This window comes from Actinosynnema sp. NPDC037264 (assembly GCF_055603705.1).
Genome location: NZ_JBVJVK010000021.1, coordinates 82,588 through 100,684, shown reverse-complemented (window position 1 = coordinate 100,684; position 18,097 = coordinate 82,588). Strand labels below are relative to the sequence as shown.

General features: G+C 73.3%; 21 protein-coding genes. 13 read left to right on the top strand and 8 right to left on the bottom strand.

Annotated elements, in window-relative coordinates; genetic code table 11:
• Positions 1-90: 90 nt before the first annotated feature.
• Positions 91-873, bottom strand: a complete 783-nt coding sequence (locus ACZ7GX_RS23475; RefSeq protein ID WP_498779508.1) for an SGNH/GDSL hydrolase family protein — start codon at positions 871-873, stop codon at positions 91-93.
• A gap of 135 nt (positions 874-1,008) precedes the next feature.
• Here ACZ7GX_RS23475 and ACZ7GX_RS23470 point away from each other — a divergent pair, with 135 nt between their 5' ends.
• The 4 genes from ACZ7GX_RS23470 to ACZ7GX_RS23455 all read left to right on the top strand — a co-directional run bounded on the left by ACZ7GX_RS23470 (position 1,009) and on the right by ACZ7GX_RS23455 (position 4,521).
• Positions 1,009-1,569: a TetR/AcrR family transcriptional regulator gene (locus ACZ7GX_RS23470; protein ID WP_498779507.1), complete on the top strand. Its 561-nt coding sequence runs from the start codon at positions 1,009-1,011 to the stop codon at positions 1,567-1,569.
• 49 nt (positions 1,570-1,618) lie between these two features.
• On the top strand, positions 1,619-2,299 hold the full coding sequence (locus ACZ7GX_RS23465) for a response regulator transcription factor (RefSeq protein WP_498779505.1): 681 nt from the start codon (positions 1,619-1,621) through the stop codon (positions 2,297-2,299).
• The gene (locus ACZ7GX_RS23460) at positions 2,296-3,576 is read left to right on the top strand and encodes a HAMP domain-containing sensor histidine kinase (RefSeq protein WP_498779503.1); all 1,281 of its coding nucleotides are present in this window, start codon (positions 2,296-2,298) and stop codon (positions 3,574-3,576) included. The genes ACZ7GX_RS23465 and ACZ7GX_RS23460 overlap by 4 nt, the downstream gene beginning before the upstream one ends.
• Before the next feature lie 243 nt (positions 3,577-3,819).
• On the top strand, positions 3,820-4,521 hold the full coding sequence (locus ACZ7GX_RS23455; protein WP_498779501.1) for a CAP domain-containing protein: 702 nt from the start codon (positions 3,820-3,822) through the stop codon (positions 4,519-4,521).
• Here ACZ7GX_RS23455 and ACZ7GX_RS23450 read toward each other — a convergent pair.
• On the bottom strand, positions 4,503-4,985 hold the full coding sequence (locus ACZ7GX_RS23450; protein WP_498779499.1) for an Lrp/AsnC family transcriptional regulator: 483 nt from the start codon (positions 4,983-4,985) through the stop codon (positions 4,503-4,505). The two genes, ACZ7GX_RS23455 and ACZ7GX_RS23450, sit on opposite strands and share 19 nt — an antisense overlap.
• Before the next feature lie 131 nt (positions 4,986-5,116).
• Here ACZ7GX_RS23450 and ACZ7GX_RS23445 point away from each other — a divergent pair, with 131 nt between their 5' ends.
• Genes ACZ7GX_RS23445 through ACZ7GX_RS23420 form a run of 6 tightly spaced genes read left to right on the top strand, consistent with a single transcriptional unit; the run spans position 5,117 to position 10,075 of the window.
• On the top strand, positions 5,117-6,190 hold the full coding sequence (locus ACZ7GX_RS23445) for a thiamine pyrophosphate-dependent dehydrogenase E1 component subunit alpha (RefSeq protein ID WP_498779497.1): 1,074 nt from the start codon (positions 5,117-5,119) through the stop codon (positions 6,188-6,190).
• On the top strand, positions 6,187-7,209 hold the full coding sequence (locus tag ACZ7GX_RS23440; protein ID WP_498779495.1) for an alpha-ketoacid dehydrogenase subunit beta: 1,023 nt from the start codon (positions 6,187-6,189) through the stop codon (positions 7,207-7,209). The genes ACZ7GX_RS23445 and ACZ7GX_RS23440 overlap by 4 nt, the downstream gene beginning before the upstream one ends.
• Entirely contained in the window at positions 7,202-8,437 is a 1,236-nt protein-coding gene (locus ACZ7GX_RS23435) for a dihydrolipoamide acetyltransferase family protein (protein ID WP_498779494.1), read from the top strand. Before ACZ7GX_RS23440 ends, ACZ7GX_RS23435 begins: the two co-directional genes overlap by 8 nt.
• Positions 8,438-8,447: 10 nt before the next feature.
• Positions 8,448-9,224 carry a class I SAM-dependent methyltransferase gene (locus ACZ7GX_RS23430; RefSeq protein ID WP_498779492.1) on the top strand — a complete coding sequence of 259 codons (777 nt, stop codon included), beginning with the start codon at positions 8,448-8,450 and terminating at the stop codon, positions 9,222-9,224.
• Positions 9,225-9,234: 10 nt separating this feature from the next.
• Positions 9,235-9,816, top strand: coding sequence for a GNAT family N-acetyltransferase (locus tag ACZ7GX_RS23425; protein ID WP_498779491.1), 582 nt, complete (start codon positions 9,235-9,237; stop codon positions 9,814-9,816).
• A gap of 7 nt (positions 9,817-9,823) precedes the next feature.
• Positions 9,824-10,075 (top strand): hypothetical protein, encoded by a 252-nt coding sequence (locus ACZ7GX_RS23420; protein ID WP_498779489.1) that lies wholly within the window; start codon positions 9,824-9,826, stop codon positions 10,073-10,075.
• Between the two features lie 4 nt (positions 10,076-10,079).
• Here ACZ7GX_RS23420 and ACZ7GX_RS23415 read toward each other — a convergent pair whose 3' ends face one another.
• Positions 10,080-11,288, bottom strand: a complete 1,209-nt coding sequence (locus ACZ7GX_RS23415) for an MFS transporter (RefSeq protein WP_498779487.1) — start codon at positions 11,286-11,288, stop codon at positions 10,080-10,082.
• 75 nt (positions 11,289-11,363) lie between these two features.
• On the opposite strand from ACZ7GX_RS23415, the gene ACZ7GX_RS23410 reads away from it, so the two are divergent.
• A complete protein-coding gene (locus ACZ7GX_RS23410) occupies positions 11,364-11,954 on the top strand; it encodes an ArsR/SmtB family transcription factor (RefSeq protein ID WP_498779486.1) in 591 nt (196 codons plus the stop codon).
• Positions 11,955-11,971: 17 nt separating this feature from the next.
• Positions 11,972-12,592, top strand: a complete 621-nt coding sequence (locus ACZ7GX_RS23405) for a histone deacetylase (RefSeq protein ID WP_498779485.1) — start codon at positions 11,972-11,974, stop codon at positions 12,590-12,592.
• 13 nt (positions 12,593-12,605) lie between these two features.
• On the opposite strand, the gene ACZ7GX_RS23400 is transcribed toward ACZ7GX_RS23405, so the two are convergent.
• Genes ACZ7GX_RS23400 through ACZ7GX_RS23385 form a run of 4 tightly spaced genes read right to left on the bottom strand, consistent with a single transcriptional unit; the run spans position 12,606 to position 17,417 of the window.
• Positions 12,606-13,649 carry a GDSL-type esterase/lipase family protein gene (locus ACZ7GX_RS23400; protein WP_498779483.1) on the bottom strand — a complete coding sequence of 348 codons (1,044 nt, stop codon included), beginning with the start codon at positions 13,647-13,649 and terminating at the stop codon, positions 12,606-12,608.
• A gap of 6 nt (positions 13,650-13,655) precedes the next feature.
• On the bottom strand, positions 13,656-14,300 hold the full coding sequence (locus ACZ7GX_RS23395) for an ABC transporter ATP-binding protein (protein ID WP_498779482.1): 645 nt from the start codon (positions 14,298-14,300) through the stop codon (positions 13,656-13,658).
• Positions 14,297-14,962 carry an ABC transporter ATP-binding protein gene (locus ACZ7GX_RS23390; protein ID WP_498779480.1) on the bottom strand — a complete coding sequence of 222 codons (666 nt, stop codon included), beginning with the start codon at positions 14,960-14,962 and terminating at the stop codon, positions 14,297-14,299. Before ACZ7GX_RS23390 ends, ACZ7GX_RS23395 begins: the two co-directional genes overlap by 4 nt.
• Positions 14,955-17,417, bottom strand: a complete 2,463-nt coding sequence (locus ACZ7GX_RS23385) for an ABC transporter permease (protein WP_498779479.1) — start codon at positions 17,415-17,417, stop codon at positions 14,955-14,957. Before ACZ7GX_RS23385 ends, ACZ7GX_RS23390 begins: the two co-directional genes overlap by 8 nt.
• 167 nt (positions 17,418-17,584) lie before the next feature.
• Between ACZ7GX_RS23385 and ACZ7GX_RS23380 the strand changes: the two genes are divergently transcribed.
• Positions 17,585-17,767 (top strand): hypothetical protein, encoded by a 183-nt coding sequence (locus ACZ7GX_RS23380; protein WP_498779477.1) that lies wholly within the window; start codon positions 17,585-17,587, stop codon positions 17,765-17,767.
• 70 nt (positions 17,768-17,837) lie between these two features.
• Here ACZ7GX_RS23380 and ACZ7GX_RS23375 read toward each other — a convergent pair whose 3' ends face one another.
• The gene (locus tag ACZ7GX_RS23375; RefSeq protein ID WP_498779476.1) at positions 17,838-18,026 is read right to left on the bottom strand and encodes a DUF3072 domain-containing protein; all 189 of its coding nucleotides are present in this window, start codon (positions 18,024-18,026) and stop codon (positions 17,838-17,840) included.
• Between the last annotated feature and the right edge of the window lie 71 nt (positions 18,027-18,097).

Genomic DNA, 18,097 nt, shown 5'->3' with positions numbered 1-18,097 from the left:
ACACCTCCCCCCCCCCCCCCCCCCCCCCCCCCCCCCCCCCCCCCCCCCCCCCCTCCCCCCCCCCCCCCCCCCCCCCCCCCCACGCGCGGGTCAGGAGGTGGCGGAGTTCAGCAGGGGCAGGTAGCCCTGGGCGTAGCCGGTGGCGTTGGGGTGGAACGACTCCACCAGGCGGAACAGGGAGAACGAGTTGATCCACGGCGAGCTGCCGCACGCGCCGTGGCCCGCGAAGTGGGCGCGGGCGTCGACGTAGCGGACGCCGGCGGCCGCGGCCCGGGCCGAGATCACGGTGTGCAGGTCGTCGGCGCCCCGGTTGAGGGCCGCACGCTTGGTCGCGCTCATGCACGTGCCGTTCGGCTCCACCAGGCGCGGGTAGCCCAGCACGACCACGGCGGCGTTCGGCGCGCGGTCGCGGATCGTGGCGTACGTGGCGTCCAGCCGCCCGGGCAACGTGGTGCGCGCGGTCTCGATGCCGGCGTTCACCGCGTTGACGCAGCTGGTGTCGCTGCCCGTGACGCAGGTGATCATGGTGTTGGCGAACCCGACGTCGTTGCCGCCGATGGTGATCGAGACCAGGTCGGTGCCCGCGTCGAGCGAGGCGAACTGGTCGGTCATGCTCTGCGTGGTCGCACCGCCGCAGGCGGCGTACTTGAACGACGACACCTCGTGCGTGTTCGCCCACAGCTGGGCGTACCCGCGGGAACTGCGGTAGCACGAACCGCTGAGGTACGGCGGCGCGCCCGTGCCGGAGGAGTACGAGTCGCCGAGGGCGACGTAGTCGACCGGGGCGGCGGCCTGCGCCGCGGTCGAGGTGAGCATGGCGGCCAAGGCGGCGGGCAGCACCGCGCACACGACCCTGAGAAGACGTCCGCGCACGTCCAGTCCTTCCTCGAGACATCACCTGCGTGAAGGCAGCAGGGCGACGACGTTACGAAGGCGTTCCGAGGGATCACAGTCGGTGTTATTCTCATTACCTGCGAGTAACCTGGACTGCTTCGTCGGGGTGCCGCCATGACCGTTCCGCGCCGCAGCGACGCCCTGAGGAACCGGGCGTCGATCCTCCGCGCGGCCGAGGAGCTGGTGGTCGGCGGCACGACACCGTCACCGGCGCGGATCGCCCGCCTCACCGGCCTCGGCCAGGCGACGGTGTACCGGCACTTCCCCGACCGCCGCACGCTGCTGCTCACGGTGGCGCGCAAGCACTTCGGCCTGCTGGTGGCCGCCGCCGAGCGCGACGCCGACGACCCCGCCGCCTTCCGCGCGCTGCTCCACGCGGTGATGGCCTACCAGGTGTCGATGCGCCCGCTGGTCGACGAACTGCGCCGGTTCCCCGAGCCCGACCGGCGCGGCCACGTCCGCCGACTGCTGGACGTGCTGCGCGGGCCGTTCGACCGCTCCCGGGCGGCGGGCCACCTGCGCCACGACATCGTGCTCGACGACGTCGTGGTCGTGCTGACGATGCTCCAGGCGGCCGTCGACCGGACGCCTGACCCGCACCGCGCGATCCCCGTCCTGCTGGACGGCCTGTTCGTCGCCGAAGCCGGGCGCACGGCCGGGTCGGTGCGCGGGTAGCGCCGGGGGAGCGGCGAGGAGCACACCCGATCGCGTTACGGTGCGCGCCATGGTCTCGGTGCTGCTCGTCGAGGACGACCCGGTGGTGCGGTCGGCGGTGACCCAGGCGCTGACCGGGCTCGGGCACGCGGTGCTGCCCGTCGGCACCGCGTTGGAGGCGTTGCGCGAGATCACCGGCGGCGCGTTCGACCTGGTCGTGCTCGACCTCGGCCTGCCCGACATGGACGGCGCGGACGCGCTGCGGATGATGCGCGGCGTGTGCGACGTGCCGGTCATCGTCGCCACCGCCCGCGACGACGAGAGCGAGATCGTCCGCCTGCTCAACGCCGGCGCCGACGACTACCTGGTCAAGCCGTTCTCCAGCGAGCACCTCGCCGCCCGGCTCTCCGCGGTGCTCCGGCGCGCGCGCAAGGACGCCGCGCCCGCCGCGTTCCGGATCGGCCGCCTCACCGTCGACCCCGACCGCCGCGAGGCCCGCCTGGACGGCCGCGAGCTCAACCTCACCCGCAAGGAGTTCGACCTCCTCGCCTACCTCGCCGCGCGCGAGGGCAAGGTGGTGCCGCGCGCCGAGCTGCTGGCGAACCTGTGGAACCTGCCCGGCAGGCACGACGACCAGACGCTGGACGTGCACCTGTCGTGGCTGCGCCGCAAGCTCGGCGAACGCGCCGCCCAACCCCGCTACCTGCACACCGTGCGCGGTGTCGGGTTCAAGCTCACGGCGGCCGAGTGAGGAAGTCGCTCGCCCTCGTCTCGCTGGCCGTCACCTCGATGGTGGCGCTCGCGTTCCTGATCCCACTCGCCCTGGTGGTGCGCCAGCTCGCCGAGGACCGCGCGCTCGTCGACGCCGAACGCCTCGCCGGCGCGCTCACCCCCGTCCTGGTGATCACCTCCGACCCGGCGTCCGTCGGCCAGGCCCTCACCGCCAGTGCCGGCCGGGTGGCCGTGCACCTGGCCGACGGCGAGATCGTCGGCGTGCCCGTGGCGACCGACCAGCAGATCCGCACCGCCCGCGAGCAGGGCCTGGCGTCCACCGAGCCGATACCGGCCGGTCTCGTGCACCTGCAACCCGTGCTGCTGGGGGAGGGCCGGGTGGCCGTGGTCGAGGCTTTCGTGCCGCGCGCCGAGCTGTCCCGGGGCGTCGAGCAGGCCTGGCTCGCGCTCAGCGGCGTCGCCGTCGTCCTCGTGCTCGGCTCGGTGCTGGTCGCCGACCGCCTCGGCGCGCGGGTCGTCAAGGCCTCCGCCGCCCTCGCCGAGGGCGCGCGCAAAATGGGCCAGGGCGATCTCGCCACGAGGGTCACGCCGAGTGGTCCGCCGGAATTGCTCGACGCGGGCGCGGCGTTCAACCGGATGGCCGATCGGATCGGCCAACTGGTGGCCGGTGAACGCGAAATCCTGGCCGACCTCTCGCACCGTTTGCGCACACCGCTCACCGCGTTGCGGCTCGATTCGGAAACCCTCGGCCAGGACCCCGGCGCCAACCGCGTCCGGCAGGCCGTGCACGCGCTCGAACGCGAGGTCAACGAACTCATCCGGGCCGCCCGCCGCGAGCTGGACGACCCGGACGGCGGCCGGTGCGACGCCGCCCAGGTCGTGCACGACCGGCTGGTCTTCTGGTCCGCCCTCGCCGACGACCAGCAGCGGCTGTGGAACCTGCGCGGCACCGAGCGGCCCGCGTTCGTGCCGCTCACCCGCAGCGACCTCGCCGCCGCGATGGACGCCGTGCTCGGCAACGTCTTCCGGCACACGCCGGAGGGCGCCGGGTTCGTCGTCGCGCTGTTCCACCAGCCAGAACGCGTGGTCATCGTGATCGAGGACGCCGGGCCGGGCATCGACGACCTGGAAGCGGCGCTGCGGCGCGGCAGCAGCGGCGCGGGCTCGACCGGCCTCGGCCTCGACATCGCCCGCCGGGCGGCGGAGGCCACCGGCGGCTCCCTGGTGGTCGACCGCGGGCCGCTCGGCGGCACGCGGGTCCAGCTCCGGCTGGGCCGCGCGGAAGAGCCAGTCTGACCCGCGGTCCCTTTTCCGCACCTGATGCGACCTTTAAATGTTCCTTAAATAAACGGCTGTTGACAGTTCCGCATTCCCGGATAAAGTTATTCACGGAATTGAGGTCGGCCGCGGCGCTCCCACCCTTGCCCGGTCCGCCCGGTTCCCACTTCGGTGCGGCGGCCGCGTGCGCTTACCCTGCGAAGAAGCGCACCCGCGGTCGCCGCGCCCGAATACCGCCGAATGCAGATTGAGGTTTTCCGCGTGTCGCGCAAGAGCAGTGTGCTGCCCGTCGCCGTCGTCCTCGCCGGGTTTGCCCTGGCCGGGTGCGAGCACCCCGACGGGATGGCCCTCGTCGCGGCGAGCGCCACCGCCACGGTCCGCACCACGCCGCAGCCGAACGCCGTGCCGACCACCGCGACCACCGCGCCGGAGACCACGCCGTCCTCGTCCGCCGCCACGACGTCGGAGGCGCCGCCGGCCACCACCACGACGACGACCACGACCACCGCCGAGCCGCCGAAGCAGGCCCAGGTCCCGGCCCCGCCGCCCGCGCCCGCCGCGCCCACCAAGACCAAGACCGAGGTCGAGCTGGCCGAGGCCAAGGCGTTCGAGCTCACCAACGCCGAACGCGCCGCGAACGGCTGCCCCGCGCTGGCCGCCGACGACCGGCTGGCCGCCGCCGCCCGCGCGCACAGCGCCGACATGGCCGCCCAGGACTACTTCGACCACGTCTCCCAGGACGGCCGCAGCTTCGTCGACCGGGTCAAGGCCGCCGGCCACCCCGCGCCCGGCGCGGAGAACATCGCCGCGGGCCAGCGCACCGCCGAGGCCGTGATCAAGGGCTGGATGGACTCGCCGGGCCACCGCGCCAACATCCTGAACTGCAAGCTCAAGACGTTGGGCGTCGGCATGGCCCGCGGCGGTTCCTACGGCATCTACTGGACTCAGAACTTCGGCTGGTGACCGTCGCCGCCGGCGGGCAGCTCGTCCAGGATCAGCACGGTGTGGCTGGACGTCACGTCCGGCATCGTCTGCAACCGCGACAGCACCAGGTCGCGCAGGCTGTGCGCGTCCGGCGCGCGCACCAGCAGCACCAGGTCGTAGTCGCCGGACACCAGCGCGCCGTGCCACACCTCGGGGATCTCCATCACCCGCCGCCGCACCGCCTTCCACGAGTGCTGGCTGATCTTGAGGTAGACGTAGGCGGAGATGCCGAAGCCGTAGCGCTCCGGGTCGACCACCGCCGTGTACCCGGTGACGACGCCGTCCCGGTGCAGCCTCTCCACCCGCGAGTACGCGCTCGCCCGTGAGATGTGCAGCTTCTCCGCCAAGGACCGCATCGACATCCGCCCGTCCGCGCGCAGCTCCTCCACGATGCGCCGGTCGAGCTCGTCGAGCGGTGCCGAATGTCCAGCCCGGGCCGTCATGTGGCCGACGATAACCCGTCCGCGCGGCCGTTCGTCCGGATTCGGGGCCGGGATCTGGAACTTTGGCCCCTGTGAGCTGGACCATGCCCTCCATCTCGCCCAGTGAGACAGTGAGAGACCCGGAGGAGCCCATGGCCCGCACCAGCGCGCCCGAGCGGACGTTGCTGCCCAGTGACGAGCCGCTGTCGTTGCTGCGCAAGGACGGCACGCCGGTGGACGACTCGCCGCTGTCCATGCCCGACGACGACGTGCTGCTCGAACTGCACCGCCGGATGGTCGTCGGCCGCCGCTTCGACACCCAGGCCACCGCCCTGACCAAGCAGGGCAGGCTCGCGGTCTACCCGTCGTCACGCGGCCAGGAGGCGTGCGAGGTCGGCGCGGTGCTCGCGCTGCGCCCCGACGACTGGCTGTTCCCGACCTACCGCGACTCCGTCGCCCTGGTCACCCGCGGCGTCGACCCCGCCGAGACGCTGACGCTGCTGCAAGGCGGTTGGCACCTCGGCTACGACCCCTACGAGCACCGCGTCGGCCCCCAGTGCACCCCGCTGGCGACCAACACGCTGCACGCGGTGGGCTTCGCGCACGCGGCCCGGCTCAAGGGCGAGGACACCGCCGCGCTGGTCATGCTCGGTGACGGCGCCACGTCCGAGGGCGACACGCACGAGGCGCTGAACTTCGCCGGCGTGTGGCGGGCCCCGGTGGTGTTCCTGGTGCAGAACAACGGCTACGCGATCAGCGTGCCCATGGCCAAGCAGAACGCCGCGCCGTCGTTGGCGCACAAGGGCGTCGGGTACGGCGTGCCGTCCGTGCTGGTGGACGGCAACGACGTGGCCGCCGTCCACGCGGTCGTGCGCGAGGCGGTGGAGTCGGGCGGGCCCACGCTGATCGAGGCCCTGACCTACCGGATCGAAGCGCACACCAACGCCGACGACGCCACCCGCTACCGCACGTCCGACGAGGTCGCGGCGTGGCTGGACCGCGACCCGGTGGACCGGCTGGAGGCGTACCTGACCTCACGGGGGCTGCTGGACCACGCGCGGCGCGCGGCGGTGGCGGCCGAGGCGGAGGAGTTCGCGGCGTCCGTGCGGGCGAAGCTGAACATCGACGTCGTGCCCTCGCCGGAGGACCTGTTCGAGCACGTCTACGCGACCACGCCCCGCCACCTGCGCGAGCAGGCCGCGGCCCTGCGGGAGGAACTGGCATGACCGCGGTCGTCGCACAGGAGTCCCAGGTCTCGATGGCCGGCGCGCTGAACCGGGCGCTGGCCGACGCGCTGGCCGCCGACCCGACCGTGCTGGTGTTCGGCGAGGACGTCGGCGCGCTCGGCGGCGTGTTCCGGGTGACCGACGGGCTGGCCGCGCGGTTCGGCGAGCAACGGGTCTTCGACACGCCGCTGGCCGAGTCCGGCATCGTCGGCACCGCGATCGGCATGGCGATGAACGGGCTGCGGCCCGTGGTGGAGATGCAGTTCGACGCGTTCGCGTACCCGGCGTTCGAGCAGATCACCAGCCACCTGGCCAAGCTGCGCAACCGCACGCGCGGCCGGGTGTCGTTGCCCGTGGTGATCCGGGTGCCGTACGGCGGCGGCATCGGCGGGGTCGAGCACCACTGCGACTCGTCGGAGGCCTACTACACGCACACGCCCGGGTTGCGGGTCGTCACGCCGGGCACGCCCGACGACGCCTACCGCCTGCTGCGCGACTCGATCGACTCGCCGGATCCGGTGATCTTCCTGGAGCCGAAGCGGCGGTACTGGGCCAAGGGCGCGCTGTCGTCGCCGTCCGGCTCGATCGGGTTCGACCGGGCGTTGGTGCGGCGGACCGGGCGTGACGTCACGTTGATCGCGTACGGGCCGATGGTGGCGACGGCGTTGGAGACGGCCGAGGCGGCGGCGGAGGAGGGCTGGGACGTCGAGGTCGTGGACCTGCGGTCGTTGGCGCCGTTCGACGACGAGACGGTGTGCGCTTCGGTGGTGAAGACCGGGCGCGCGGTGGTCGTGCACGAGGCGTCCGGGTTCGGCGGCTACGGCGCGGAGGTCGTGGCGCGGGTGACCGAGCGGTGCTTCCACCACCTGCACGCGCCCGTGCTGCGGGTGACCGGGTTCGACATCCCCTACCCGCCGCCGAAGCTGGAGGAGCACCACCTGCCGGGCGTCGACCGGATCCTGGACGCGATCGCCCGGCTGCAGTGGGACGACGAGGTCGTGGGGAGCTACGGTGCCTGACTTCCGGCTGCCCGACCTGGGCGAGGGGCTGACCGAGGGCGAGATCGTCACCTGGCTGGTGTCGGTCGGCGACCAGGTGTCGATCGACCAGCCCGTGGTGGAGGTGGAGACGGCGAAGGCCGTGGTCGAGGTGCCGTGCCCGTACGAGGGCGTGGTGAGCGCGCGGTTCGGCGAGCCGGGGGAGAAGCTGGCCGTCGGCTCGGTGCTGCTCACCGTGGGCGAGCCGGAGCGGTCGGGCAGCGGCAACGTCCTGATCGGCTACGGCACCTCCGAAACCCCGCGCCGCCGACGCCGCCCTCGCGGGTCCAACGCGCAGAACACGGGTGTCCTCCCTCCGGCGCACCCGAGTTCACCGCTCGGGACACCCGAACGGGCGACGATCCCCGCTGCACGCACCGCCGCCGCACCCGCCGTGATCTCCCCGCTCGTGCGGCAGCTCGCGCGGGACAACGGCCTGGCGCTCGACCGGATCGCCGGCACCGGACCGGGCGGCGTCATCCGGCGGGCGGACGTGGAACGCGAGCTCGCCGCCCGCGCCACGCCCGACCCCGCACCCACCGGTGGCCGTCGCATCCCGTTGCGCGGCCTGCGCGGCGCGGTCGCGGAGAAGCTGGCCACCTCACGCCGGGAGATCCCCGAGGCGACCGTGTGGGTGGACGTCGACGCCACCGACTTCCTCGCCGCACGCGCCGCGCTGCCGACGGTGTCGTTGCTCGCGCTGCTCGCGCGGTTCACCGTGCTGGGACTGAAGAAGTTCCCCGAGCTGAACTCCCGGGTCGAGGGCGACGAGATCGTCGTCCTGGACCAGGTGCACCTCGGCTTCGCCGCCCAGACCGACCGCGGCCTGGTCGTGCCGGTGGTGCGGGACGCCCAGTCCCTGACCACCGCGGAGCTCGCGTCCGCCATCGCCGCGCACACGGCGTCGGCCCGCGAAGGCAAGCTCACGCCGGCCGCGATGACCGGCGGCACGTTCACCGTCAACAACTACGGCGTGTTCGGCGTCGACGGCTCGGCCGCCATCATCAACCACCCGGAGGCCGCGATCCTCGGCATCGGCCGCATCATCGACCGGCCGTGGGCGGTGGACGGGCAGCTCGCCGTGCGCAAGGTCGCCCAGCTGACGCTCGCGTTCGACCACCGGGTGTGCGACGGCGGCACGGCGGGCGGGTTCCTGCGGTTCGTGGCGGACTGCGTGGAGTCCCCGATCACCGCCCTGGCCGACCTCTAGCCTGGGCGGCGTGACCGACGCGACGCGGCAGTGGCGGGAGTGGCGGCGAGCACCGTGGGGACGGCTGCGCTACACGCAGGCGGAGGCCAACCTCGCCCGCCACCTGCCGCCCGCGCCGGCGTCGGTGCTCGACCTGGCCGGCGGGGACGGCGCGGACGCGCTGCGGCTGGCCCGGCTCGGCCACCACGTGACCGTGGTCGACCGGTCCGCCGAGATGCTCGCCGAGGCGGAACGGGCGTTCGACCTGGCCGACCTGCCGGTCCGACTGGTCCGGGCCGATCTCGCCGAGCTGCCCGAGGACGTGCGGGTCGAGCACGACGTGGTGCTGGCGCACAACGTGATCCAGTACCTGCCGGACCCGGCGGCGGCCCTGCGCGCGACCGTCGGGCTCGTCGCGCCGGGCGGGCTGCTGTCGGTCATCGCGCTGAACCGCCACGCCGAGCCGCTGCGGCACGCCACCCAGCACCTCGACCCGGTCGCCGCGCTGGCCGCGTTGGACACCGACCAGGCGCACACGCAGACGTTCGACACCTCGTTGACCCTCTACACGGCCGACCAGGTGCGGGACTGGCTGCCGGACTGGGCGCTCGTCGGCCACTACGGCATCCGCGCGGTCAACGACTACGTCTCCGACAACGACCGCAAGCACGACCCGGCGTTCTTCGCCGACCTCGAACGGCTGGAACTGGCCCTGGCCGACCGCATGCCGTACCCGCTCCTCGCCCGCTTCTTCCACCTGGTGCTCCGGCGCGGAAACCCGGACGACGGCGTGGCCGGGATTTCGTAGATTGGCCGACGTGACCAAGCCCGACTACCCCATCCGGACCCGGCGCCTGACCTTGCGGCCCTTCACCCCCGACGACCACGCCGCGCTGCACTCGTGGCAGTCCCGCCCGGACGTCGTCCGCTACCTCTACGGCGAAGCGCGCACCCCGGAGGAGACGGCCGAGAGCCTGGCCTTGAAGGCGTCGGTGACGTGGCCGGAGAAGGAGGGCGACCACCTCGCGCTGGCCGTGGAGCGCGACGGCGAGGTGATCGGCGAAGCCGTGCTCAAGTGGCTCAGCGAGGCGCACCGGCAGGGCGAGGTCGGCTACATCTTCCACCCCGACCACCACGGCCAGGGCTACGCCACCGAAGCCGCCGCCGCCGTGCTGGACCTCGGCTTCACCCACCTCGGCCTGCACCGGATCAGCGCGTCGTGCGACGCGTTCAACGAGCCGTCGTGGCGCGTGATGGAACGGCTCGGCATGCGCCGGGAAGCCCACTTCCGGCACAACGAGATCTTCAAGGGCGCCTGGGGCGAGGAGTTCGTCTACGCGATCCTGGAGGACGAGTGGCACCGGATGGCGGACAGCCGGTGGCGGCCGGGCGGCGCATGATGTCCGGATGCAGAGGTTCATGGAGGACAGCGGCGCCTACGAGCACTGGCTGGCGGACAACCAGGACCAGTACGTCGTCAACGCCGAGCGCAACCTGAACCCGGACAACCTCGTCCTGCACCGCGCCTCCTGCCGCACGATCAACGGCACCCCGGCCCGCGGCACCACCTGGGTGGGCAGCTACGTGAAACTCGTCGGCGACCGCGCGGAACTGGAAGCCGAACACCCGACCGCCCGCCCGTGCCGCCTTTGCCTGTGAACCTCTAGGGCCACCGGGCGCGACGGATCTCCGGCCGGCACAGGGCGTGCACGGCGGGCGCCGCGAGCGCGACCGCCGGCACGAGCACCGCGGTCGCCGTGCCGAAGTGCTGCAGCAGCAGCCCGCCCGCCGCCATGCCGGCGGGCACCCCCGCGCCGAACAACGTCATCACCGCGGCGATCGTCCGCCCACGCCGCTCGTCGGGGACCTGCCGGAAGATCAGCACGTCGACCAGCACGCGCAAGGTCGGCGCGCCGAGCGTGGCGCAGAACAGGATCGCCGCCACCCACCACGGCCCCAGCGGCAGGGCGAGCCCGGCGAACAGCGGCACCTCCGCCAGCGCCACGCCCAGCAGCAGCGCGCCCGGCTGGAAGCGCCGGTGCAACGGCCCGACCAGGGCGGCGCCCGCCAGCACGCCCGCCGCCATGCCGGACATGACCAGCCCGATCGCCCAGGCGGCCACCGCCTGCTCGCGCAGCACGACGACGGCGATCAGCGCGATCGGCGCACCCGTCGTGTTGACCGCGACCACGAGCAGCGTCGCCGCCCGCAACGTCGGCACGTGCCAGATGCCCTTGACACCCGCCAGGAAGCGCGCGTCCCGCCGCGGTGCGCGGGCTTCCGGCTCCACCTCCGGCACGCGCAGCACCAACGCGCACAGCCACGACAGCACGAACGACAGCGCGGTGAACACGAACGGCAGCGCGTGACCCAGGCCGTGCAGGAACCCGCCCAGCGGTGGGCCGACGAGCTGCGTCGACCCCGACCGGACCTCGTCCTGCGTGAGGGCGTCGGTGAGCTGATCCGGCGGCACGACCACGCGGATCAGCAGCATCCGGGCCGCACCCCCGAACGGCTGCATCGCGCCGAGCACGACCGCCACCAGGAACAGGCCGCCCAACGGCAGGTGACCGGTCGTGAGGGCCACGGCCACCCCCGTCGTCACCACCGCCCGGGCGCCCTCGGTGACCAGCAGCACGCGCCGCCGGTCACCCCGGTCCAGCACCGCGCCGGCGGGCAGCCCGGCCAGCAGCGTGGCGACCGCCTGCACGGCGCCGAACAAGCCCGCCTGCGCGGGTGACCCGGTGAGCGCCAGGATCGCCAACGGGTAGCCGATGTCCGCCACTTCGAGCCCCAGCACGCTGACCGCCGACCCCGACCAGAGCAGCCGGAACCGGCGGTTCCGCCACAGCGATGTCGTCCCTCGCGTCATACATCCACCCCATTCACGTCAACGTGAATGCTCACCATAGCGTGAATGGTTGCGTCGGTGTGAAAAGATGGTCCGGTGACCACGGACCCCGACGAGCGCGGCCGGGTCGCCGTCCGGAAGGTCTCCGACGTGGAGACGTTCAAGGCACTCGGCGATCCGCTCCGCCTGGCGATCCTCCGCGTCCTCATGCGCGACGAGGGCAGGGTCAGGTCCGTCAAGGAGCTGGCCGGCGAGCTGGGGGAGCAGCCGACCAGGCTCTACCGGCACATCAGGCAACTCGAAGCGCGCGGCCTGATCGAGACCGCCGAGACGAGGCTCGTCGCCGGCATCGTGGAGCACCGCTACCGCGCCTGCCAGTCCTCGCTCGTGCTCGACGCCGACTTCTTCGGCCGCCACCGCGACACCGAGGACGCCGCCGCGACGATCACCGCGGCCTTCGACGACTACCGCGACGAGTACCTGGACGCCGCCCGCGCCGGACGCGTGACGACGACCCACGTCGAACCGATCGTCATCGCCGTCCGCGAGTCGATCCCCGCCGCGAAGGCCGCCGAGTTCCGCGACCGGCTCGCCGCGCTCGTCCGGGACCTCCACGACACCGGGTACCACGAGGACGGCGTCGAGGTCCGCCTGTTCACCGCCTACTACGCGCCGGACGGGCCCTGAGGGGCATCATCGACACCATGTCGCGCCGGTTGGTCTGGTACGTCGGCTACGGGTCGAACCTGCACGCCGAGAGGTTCAGGTGCTACCTCGCCGGTGGGACGCCGGTCGGCGCGACGCGCGGGTACCCGGGGTGCCGGGACACCAGCCCGCCGCTGGACACCAGGGCGTTGGAGGTGCCCGGCGGGATCTACTTCGCCACCCGGTCGCCCGTCTGGCTGGGCGGCCGGGCGTTCTACGACCCGACGCTGCCCGGCTCCGCCGCCGCCCGCGGCTACCTCGTCACCACCGCGCAGTTCGCCGATGTCGCCGCGCAGGAGATGTACCGCGACCCCGGCGCGGACCTCGACCTGACCGCCGTGATGGCCGACGGCAGGCACGTGCTCGGGCCCGGCCGCTACGAGACCCTGCTCCACCTCGGCGAGCACGACGGCCACCCGGCGCTGACGTTCACCGCACCGTGGAGCGCGGCCGACGTCGAGCACACCAAGCCCTCCGCCCCCTACCTGACCATGCTCGCGGCCGGCCTCGCCGAGACCCACGGCTGGACCGCCCGGCGGATCGCCGACTACCTCGCCGGTCGCACCCCGTTCTGGTCCGCGGCCGAGATCGCGGCGCTGGTCGGTCCGCCGCGACCCTGACGACGGGCGCCGGTCAGTCCTGCGCCACCACCGCGTCGAGGTTCCCGTCGTCACCGGGCACGCACGACGCCTCCCGCGCCGTCGTGGCCAGGAACTCCGTCATGCACCGGCCGAACTGCTCGTAGCCCCGGTCGTTGGGGTGGAACGACTCCTGCAACGCGTGCCGCGCCCGTGCCTCGTCCCGCAGGCCGTCGAAGTCCACCGTGAGCCGGGTGAACCACTCCTGGTCGGCCTTCTTGCCGCCCATGCACGCCTCGTGCCGCTCACCCGCCTGCGACAGGTCGAGGAACCGCGCCTGCGCCGCCTTGGCCGCCGTCCGCAAACCCTCCGACAGCTGCTCGACGGCCTTGTCCCGCACCCACTCCAGGTCACCCGTGCGCAACGGGCACCCCGCCAGGTTCTGCAGGTCGAACGGCAACCCCGGCGCGACCGGCGCGGCGTAGGACTGCAACACGAGCGTGTACGAACGGGGCGTGTAGCCCAAGTCCTGCAACACCCGGCGGATGTCGCGCAGCGCGCGCTCCACCTTGGGCGTCATCCGCTCGACCCGGGCCTTCCACTCGTCGGCCATGGCCTTCGCGCAGTCGGCACGCCGTTCGATCCACGCCCGCAGGCACGCGCCGAGCACGTCGGCGAACCGCGGGTCGTCGTTCGCGCCCACCGCCACCACGACCACCGACACCCGGTACTCGCGCGCGATCGCGGCCAGCTGCCTCGCCTGCGAGCCCTCGGTGTTGCGCACCTGGTCGGTGATGCCGACCTGCTCGGAGTTCGCGCCGGAACACGCCAGGTTGAACACCTTGTCCACGCCGGCGACCTGCGTCTTGTGCACCGACGCCTTCGTCGACCGGTGGCACCAGTTGTCGTTCTCGCCGTTCGTGCCCGGCTCGTAGGACCCCGCGCCCTCGCCGGCCATGGTGCTGTCGCCCATCGCCACGATCGCGCGCGGCGCGTCGCGCTTCGGCCCCGGCCGCGTCGGGTACCGCGAGTCGCTGACCAGCAGCAACAGGGCGAGCAGCGGGAAGACGAGGGCAACGGACACGATTCGGCGCGACATCGGTGCCTATCCTACGGAGATCCGCCCGCCGCTGAGCACCAGCGTGCGGTCCGCCGCGCGGTGCACCTCGTCGTGGTGCGTGGCGACCAGCACCGCCGCGCCCGCGTCGGCCGCCCGCCGCAGCACGCGCACCGCCGTCGGCGCGCTGCGCTGGTCGAGGTGCGCGGTCGGCTCGTCGGCCAGCAGCACCCGCGGCTCGCCGACCACCGCCCGGGCCAGCGCGGCCCGCTGCTGCTGCCCGAACGACACCTCGGCCGGGTACCGGTCGGCCAACCCGTCGATGCCCAGCTCCGCCAGCAACTCCGTCACCCGGTCGAGTGAGCCGCCGGTGCGGCCGAGCCGGATCGGCAGCGCCACGTTCTCCGCCAGCGTCAGCTCACCGGCCAGCCCGAGCGCCTGCGGCAGCAACGCGCACACCTTCCACGACGGCGCCGACGTCCGCACCTCGCCGGCCAGCTCGACCGTGCCCGCGTCCGCCCGGTCGAACCCCGCCAGCACGGTCAGCAACGCGCTCTTGCCCGACCCGGACGGCCCGGACAGCGTCACCAGCTCGCCCGGCGCCACCTCCAGGTCCACCCCGCGCAGCACGTGCACCGGCCCGCTCGCGTGCCGGAACGTCCGCTCGATCCCCTTCACCAGCAACGCCGTCATGCCGCCAACGCTCCGTCCCGCAGGTCGAACCTGGTGTCCGCCAACGCGATCAGCCTCGGGTCGTGCGAGGCCACCACGACCGGCACGCCCCGCCGCGCCAGGTCGGCCAACGTCTCCAGCACCAGGTCCGCCGACGACGCGTCCAGCTGCGACGTCGGCTCGTCGGCCAGCACGACCGACGCCTGCCGCGCCAACGCGCACCCGAACGCCAGCCGCTGCTGCTGCCCGCCCGACATCGCCGACACCTTCCACCCGGCCGTGCCCGGCAGCCCCAACCGCTCCAGCACCTCGTCCACCCGCGCGACCCGGCCCGCCGCCTGCGCCGCCGCCCGCAGGTTGTCGCCCACGTCCAGGTGGCCGAGCAGGTTGTCCGCCGGGTTCTGGAACACCAGCGCGACCTCGGTCCGCCGCAGCTTCCGCCGCGCCGCGGACGACAACCGCGCCGTGCCCATCCCGCGCAACTCCACCCCGCCGCGCGTGGGCCGCTCCACCAGGCTCAGCACCCGCAGCAACGTCGACTTGCCCGACCCGGACGGCCCGGCCAGCACCGTCAACCCGGTCGCGGGCACGTCCAGCGTCACGTCCGACACCGCCGTCACCGCCCCGGCGGGCGTGCGGTAGTCCACCCCCACCTCGCGCAACCGCAACACGTGCTCAACCACGGATCAGCTCCCCGATCTTCGCCGAACGCACCGCGCGCACCGCGATCCACGCCGCCACCAGCACCACCAGCACGCCCCCGGCCACCGTCGTCACCAGCAGCGGCAGGGCGTTCGGCACTTCCGGGGCCGGGGTGAGCCGTGGCGCGGGGTCCAGCCTCGGCACGGTGAAGGCGCTGCTCACCGCGCTCGCGGCGGAGCCGACGACCACCGCGGCGGCGGCGACGGCGCCCAGTTCCAGCAGGTGGCTGCGCAGCATCGCGGCCGGCCCGAGGCCCATCCGGGCGCTGAACGCCCCGGACAGCGCGTTCTGCCGCCGCCGCACCTCCACCGCCAGCAGCAGCGCGATCGACGCCACCACGGCGAGCACCGCGCCCAGCGCCGCGACGAACCCGAACGTCCACTTGATCGTCAGGAACGGCAGGCCCTGCACCGCCTTCTCCTTCTCGCCGACCTCGTGCGACACCTTCACGCCGGCCGCCGACAGCGCCTCGGTCACCTCGCGCAACGGCTTGCTCGACCACACGTACCAGGAGCCGACGTCACGGCGGTCCTCGATCCGGTCGACCGGCAGGACCCAGCCGGCCCGGCCGAGCTTCGGCAACGACGGCACCCACGCCTCCGGCTCGAACGGCGGCAGCCCCGGCAACCGGACCTCGCCGCGCGGCGCGTCGCCCACCCGGAGCGGCTCGGACAGCAGCGCCGGGTCGATCCCGGACGGGAACGCGCCGTCGCGGAACGTCCTCGGGTCCACCACCAGCGCCGCGCGCTCGTACTGCTTGACGTACCCCACGATGGTGGAGTTGCCGCGCAACGCCTCCGGCAGCTCGGTGACGTCCGCCGAGACCTGGGCGTAGCTGTTGGCGCCCGCGTACATGCCGGACTTCACCTCCAGCGCGGTCTCCTGCGACCCCGCGATGGCGCTGCCGGCCGCGATGGTGCCGACCGCCAGCACACCGATCAGCAGCACGCCGGTCACCGGGCCCGCACCGGCCGCGAGCCGCCGGATAGCCAACTGCGCCGCGGGCTTGGACCACAGCTTCGCCCGGTGCGACGCGGCCAGCGCCCACTTCGCCAACCGGGCCGTCAGCAGCGCCACCGTGAGCACGACCAGCAGCGGGAACGCCAGCGCGGCGGCGTCGATGCGCGGCAGCGCGCCGATCTTCGTCGTGGTGGCGAGACCGCTGTGCTGCACGCGGTTCCACGCCCACACCGCCAGTGCGGCGGTGGCCAGCTCCCACGGCAACGCGGTCAGCACCTTGCGCAGCCGGTTGCCGCGACCCGCCACCTGGAACGCCCGGTGCGTGCGCAGCGCGCCGGTGGCGAACGTGACCGCGATGCTCGACGCCACCACCGCGACCACCGCCAGCGCCGCGGTCGTCACGGTGCCCGGCGGCAGCAGGTCCGACGGCGCGTAGACGGGCAGCAGCAACCGGGCCGTGCCCAACCCGAGCACGCCGCCGACCACCAGCGGCAGCCCCAGCTCCAGCACGCCGCGCCCGCCGAGGGCGAGCGGCCCGGAGCCGCGCACCCACAGCAGCCGCAGTTCGGCCTGGCGGCGCTGCGCCCACTGGACGGTCACCGTGGCGACGCCGGCCAGGCCGATGAGCAGGCTGATCAGGGTCAGCGGCAACACGGCGGAACGCACGTTGGCCACGGTCTGCCTGGCGTTCTCCACCGGCAGGACCAGCGGCGACATCGTGCGGTTGAAGTGCTCCTGGATCGGCGCGACGCGCGCGGTGCCCGCGGCCAGCAGTTCCTCGGCCTCGGCGATCGTGCCCGGCGGGGCGGCCGGGAAGCGCACGGTCACGTCGGTCACGCCGTTCAGCTCCGGCGGCAGCGCGGCGAACGACTCGGCGCTCGGCATCCACACCACGGCGGTCGCCAGCTCGTCGCGGTCGAGCACGTTGGGCACGACGAAGTGGCGTTCCGGGCACCACCACTCGGGCAGCGGGTCGAGGATGTCGGCGTAGACCGCGGTGACCGGTGGCAGCCGCCCGCCCATGCCGCGCTCGCCCAGTCGCAGGTCGGTGGTCTCGGCGATGCTCTTCGGCACCCACAGGCCGTCCTTCGAGCCGCCTTCGAGCACCTTCAGGTGGTCCGTGGCGCCCGGGCGGTAGCCGAACTTCGCGTCGGTGGGTCGCCCGCCGAAGTCGACGCGCTCCTCGCGGAGGTAGGTGCCGATCAACGGCTCGTGGCCCGGCATCGACTCCTTGATCGCCTGGACCATCCCGGGCACCTCGTCCTGGCGCACTCCGGTGGCCTCCAGCGACGGGTGCAGCGCCTCCTGGCACAGGCGGTTCCGCTGGTAGTCGATCGCCGCGCTGCCGGACGCCGCCGAGTGCATCACGGCGGCGGCCACCACGAAGGTCGACAACAGCGCGGTGACCACGCTGACCAGCAACGTCAGCGGGCTCGACAGGGCCGCGCGCGGGGCGGCTCGCCACGGGATCTGCACCCGCGAACGGTAACCGCCGGTCTCTTCGCGCAGGAGACTTTTCGTGAACGATGGTCATCCTCCGGACAACGTCCGGACAACGTGTCCTGTTGTCCGGTTGCGCCGCCCGAAACCGGACACGGAGCTTGCTCCGGTTGGCGCGGGCCCGTTCGGGGTACCGGGACCGCATGACACGGAAAGCGCTGAAGAAGTCACTCGCGGTGCTGGTCAGCGGCGCGGCCCTGCTCCTGAGCATGGGCGCCGGGTGCGAGAACGAAGGCGACGGCGAGAACGGCGACCAGCCGGGCGTCGAGCAGCAGGACGAGCAGGACGGCGAGCAGGAGAACGGCGACCAGGACGGCGACAACTGACCGCACCGGCCCGTCCCGCCGCACGAGCGCGGCCATCCGCGTCGATCGGACGCGGATGGCCGCGCCCGCGTCAGCGCCCGCGACCCGTCTTCTCCTGCAACCGGTCGATCAACCGCGAAGCCTCCACCTTGGTCAGCTCCGCCGGCACCTCCTCGCCCGCCTCCTGCGCCAACGTGCGCAGGTAGGACTCCTGCGGACCGGTCATCGGCTCGTCACCGGTCGTCCACTCCTGGGGGTCCTTCTCCGGATTGCGGTCCACGCGCGCCTCCTCACCTCGAACGCTCGTTCGAGGTACCCGCTGCGCCGTTCGGTCAACCACCTCCGGTCCAC